Raw genomic sequence first — 3,154 nt, 5'->3', positions numbered from 1 at the left:
TTTCCCTTGCGGGGTTTCGCACCTGCCTTAACAGATTTACTCTGTTCTGGTCTTATGGTCGCTCTACAGACTGACACCGCAAGTCCTGCGGCCAAAATGTTTTTACTAGCGTTAATATCTCGGTCATGGTGCGTCCCACAGATTGGACAATCCCACTCTCGAATATTTAACGGCATTTTCTCAGCTTACTTTATTGAGAAAGTCTAATTCTTCTTGCTTTTTCCAATCGGTTAGCATTGAAGAAGTTTGAGCATATCCTACTCTTTCTTGTCTTTCGTACCAAGCTTGTGTTCTGAGATGGAGAGCTTTATTGTAAACTAATCTTACACAGCCCAAGGTGCGCCGCAATAGCGACTCTTGTTCTGGTGTGGGGTAAAATCGGAACGAGTAGGCTTTTTCCATGTCTCACATTCTAGCATATATCGTGTAAATGCGCTAATATTTAACGGTAAAGCCGTCGTAGAACGACGGGGTTTCAGACCCAAAATTTTCGATGAGTAACGGGTACGGTAGGGATCGAACCTACAACCGTCCGCTTAGAAGGCGGATGCTCTATCCATTGAGCTACGTACCCAAGAAAGCACAATTATAGATCATACTTCCAACAGTGACAAGTGGTAGGACTAATTTTCGCCGCTACCCCTCTTTGCCACTGTCCAAGCTTAATGATGATGGTGGTGTCCGTGGTGATGATGGTGATCGGAATGAATGTGAGGAATTGTTACAGAACTATTGACAGATAAAGCCTCTTGTGATAGGAGAGCTTCGATATGTTCCTCGGCCCAATCGGCAGCCATCCGGCAAAATTCGGGGTTATCGTTGACACAGGCCATCTGCACATAATTAACTTGGTCGTGTTTGCGGCGTAAAGCTTCGATAATATGCTCCACATCCAGTAAAGTTTCGTGATTTTCCGTAGCAAAGCCAATCGGCATGAAAATTAAAGCTTTGGCCCCTAATTCGATTAAATTCTTCGCCGCTAACTCTGCATTCGGTTGCGTCCATTTAATTAAGGGGGTTTGGTGATTTAACCAACCCACAGAAATCAAGGGATAACGATAGATTAATTTTTCCCGGACTAACTCGTATAAAGCTTGACTTTCATCGATTCCCGACGTAAATCCCTTCGCTTCGTGGGGACAACCGTGATTCATTAAAATAATGCCAATTTGCGAGGGAAGACAGCTACTAGCTACCTCAGCAGCGATTTTTTCTTCCACTAACCGCGCCATTAGCTCTATATAAGCGGGTTGGTTATAAAACGAGGGAATATAGCGCAATCCTTTCACCCAATGTTCCCCCGTTTGTCCTTGAGCTAAAGCTTTGTTAACTTGTTCGATCGCAATGCCACTGGTAAAGATAGAATCAACCACGAGGAGAGGATAGATCAAAATTTTCTCGAATCCCCGTTCGCGGATTTCCCCTAATACCTGTGCTGGTAAAAAAGGCGCGCAGAAGTTAAACGCTTTGAATACCTCCACCCGATTACCCCATTTTGCCTGTAAATTGCGCTCGATTTCCTGTCTTTGATGCTCGAAAATGTGGTTATGGGGCGAAATAAAGTGATTATGCTGGTGTTGCCATTCGTGTAGGTCAAATATGGCCAATAATTTCGCTAGGGGAGGATAAACCCAAGTCGGTACAGGAGCGAACTTAGCCGTCAGCAGATTTAAGGCCTGTTCATTATAGTTGGCAAAGTCCTCGTAACTCTCCACTTCCCCGTATCCCATTAATAATACCGCCACTCGATCGCTGTGGTTGTGGGTAGCGGCTAACTGTTGTTGATCTGAAATGGCAACCACGTTTTTAACCCCGATTTTCTAAGTGAAAAACGCTATATCACTGGGATAGTAGCACTTTCCTATCCTATCCCCTCGCACGGGATAGACCGCTAAAAATTTATAACCTCTACAGAATCATACAGATTGCTTATCATCCTCATTAATAAAACGAGATGTAAAGAAACTTTAAATAATGTTAAGATCGTTGTAGTCCCACTTATGAGAGATATGACAGCAGGCGTGTTTGGTAGCTTACCTTTTCCCAATCAGAGCGGCGATCAACTCATCAGTAAGGCGGTGAGTGCTGCGATCGCTGCATTATTCAAACGGACAGGCAAGCTGAAAGCTACTGTCCGCGCCGAACCCGTAGCCAAATTACTGCAAGGCAGTATCGACGGTTTTGACTTTATCGGTCAGTCGATGCTGATGTACAATGGCCTACGCATCGAAGCCATGGAATTGTATGTGCAAGCGGTGGCGATCGATTTTAGTGCCATTTTTACCGGACAGGTAAAACTCCGTCAACCGACGCGGGCCACTTTGCGGGTAGTTTTAACGGAAGAAGATTTAACCACCTCTTTTAATACACCTTTTATTGTCGAAAAACTGCAAAGATTAGAGTACGAAGGTAAATCAATTCACTGTCAGAATACGGAATTAATTCTCAATGACGATAAAACTTTAACTCTGAAAAGTCTAATCAAATTGGGAGAAGAAGAACCAATTCTTCTAGAAATGACCACTGCTGTGGTTGTGGAAGAACGGCGAAAAATTCAATTTGTTGAGGTGGTTTATCAAGGGGACGAAAGATCGAAAGCTTTAGGAGAAGCTTTAATCAGCCACGTTAACAACCTCATGGATTTAGATAAATTTGCCCTCGATGGTACTCAATTAAGGGTCGATCGACTACGTTTAAAAGATAAACAGATCATCTTTTATGGTATCGCCGATATCGAGCGTTTTCCCCAAAGAAAATAGGCCGCATTTTTGCCTTTTAATCGTGCTTGTGGCTACAGGGAGGCACAGGATCGTAACCTCCGGGGTGAAAAGGATGACAACGGAGAATACGCTTAATTGCTAACCAAGAACCGCGCACCACACCAAAGCGATTGATCGCTTCCATGGCATACTGGGAACAGGTGGGTTGAAAACGACAGGAAGGGGGAAATAGCGGCGAAATAAACCGTCGATATCCCTTAATTAAACCAATAAAAATTCCTTTCATCGAAAATTTTGGGTCTGAAACCCCGTCGTTCTACGACGGCTTTACCGTTAAATACTAGCGCATTTACCAAATATATGCTAAAATGTGAGACATGGAAAAAGCCTATTGGTTTCGATTTTACCCCACACCCGAACAAGAGTCGCTATTG

General features: G+C 43.8%; 5 protein-coding genes, 1 tRNA gene and 1 pseudogene. 2 read left to right on the top strand and 5 right to left on the bottom strand.

The genetic code is table 11. The annotated features are described in order from the left end of the window. From IM479_RS22250 to IM479_RS22235, 4 genes and pseudogenes are all read right to left on the bottom strand, one after another. A partial coding sequence (locus tag IM479_RS22250) for a zinc ribbon domain-containing protein (protein WP_287699591.1) occupies positions 1–176 on the bottom strand: 176 nt, incomplete at its 3' end. Between the two features lie 7 nt (positions 177–183). Beyond that, positions 184–402 (bottom strand): annotated as a pseudogene (locus IM479_RS22245) (helix-turn-helix domain-containing protein); the annotation flags it as partial. A gap of 99 nt (positions 403–501) precedes the next feature. Continuing rightward, positions 502–574, bottom strand: a tRNA-Arg gene (locus tag IM479_RS22240). An 88-nt stretch (positions 575–662) separates the two neighbouring features. After that, a complete protein-coding gene (locus IM479_RS22235; RefSeq protein ID WP_287687405.1) occupies positions 663–1,802 on the bottom strand; it encodes a ferrochelatase in 1,140 nt (379 codons plus the stop codon). Between the two features lie 198 nt (positions 1,803–2,000). On the opposite strand from IM479_RS22235, the gene IM479_RS22230 reads away from it, so the two are divergent. Continuing rightward, positions 2,001–2,759 (top strand): LmeA family phospholipid-binding protein, encoded by a 759-nt coding sequence (locus IM479_RS22230; RefSeq protein WP_002757745.1) that lies wholly within the window; start codon positions 2,001–2,003, stop codon positions 2,757–2,759. A gap of 16 nt (positions 2,760–2,775) precedes the next feature. On the opposite strand, the gene yidD is transcribed toward IM479_RS22230, so the two are convergent. Continuing rightward, positions 2,776–3,006: a membrane protein insertion efficiency factor YidD gene (yidD, locus tag IM479_RS22225; RefSeq protein ID WP_287699590.1), complete on the bottom strand. Its 231-nt coding sequence runs from the start codon at positions 3,004–3,006 to the stop codon at positions 2,776–2,778. A gap of 91 nt (positions 3,007–3,097) precedes the next feature. Here yidD and IM479_RS22915 point away from each other — a divergent pair. Then, on the top strand, positions 3,098–3,154 hold a 57-nt coding region (locus IM479_RS22915), incomplete at its 3' end, for a helix-turn-helix domain-containing protein (protein ID WP_353737553.1).

Source organism: Microcystis sp. M165S2 (genome assembly GCF_020245885.1).
Taxonomy (GTDB): domain Bacteria; phylum Cyanobacteriota; class Cyanobacteriia; order Cyanobacteriales; family Microcystaceae; genus Microcystis.
The sequence above is the reverse complement of the archived record's forward strand: the minus strand, read 5'-3'. Positions and strand labels throughout refer to the sequence as shown.

Excerpts from the sequence above, each read along its gene's own strand:
- IM479_RS22230 (WP_002757745.1), top strand. The coding sequence starts at position 2,001 with ATGAGAGATATGACAGCAGGCGTGTTTGGTAGCTTACCTTTTCCCAAT.
- yidD (WP_287699590.1), bottom strand. The coding sequence starts at position 3,006 with ATGAAAGGAATTTTTATTGGTTTAATTAAGGGATATCGACGGTTTATT.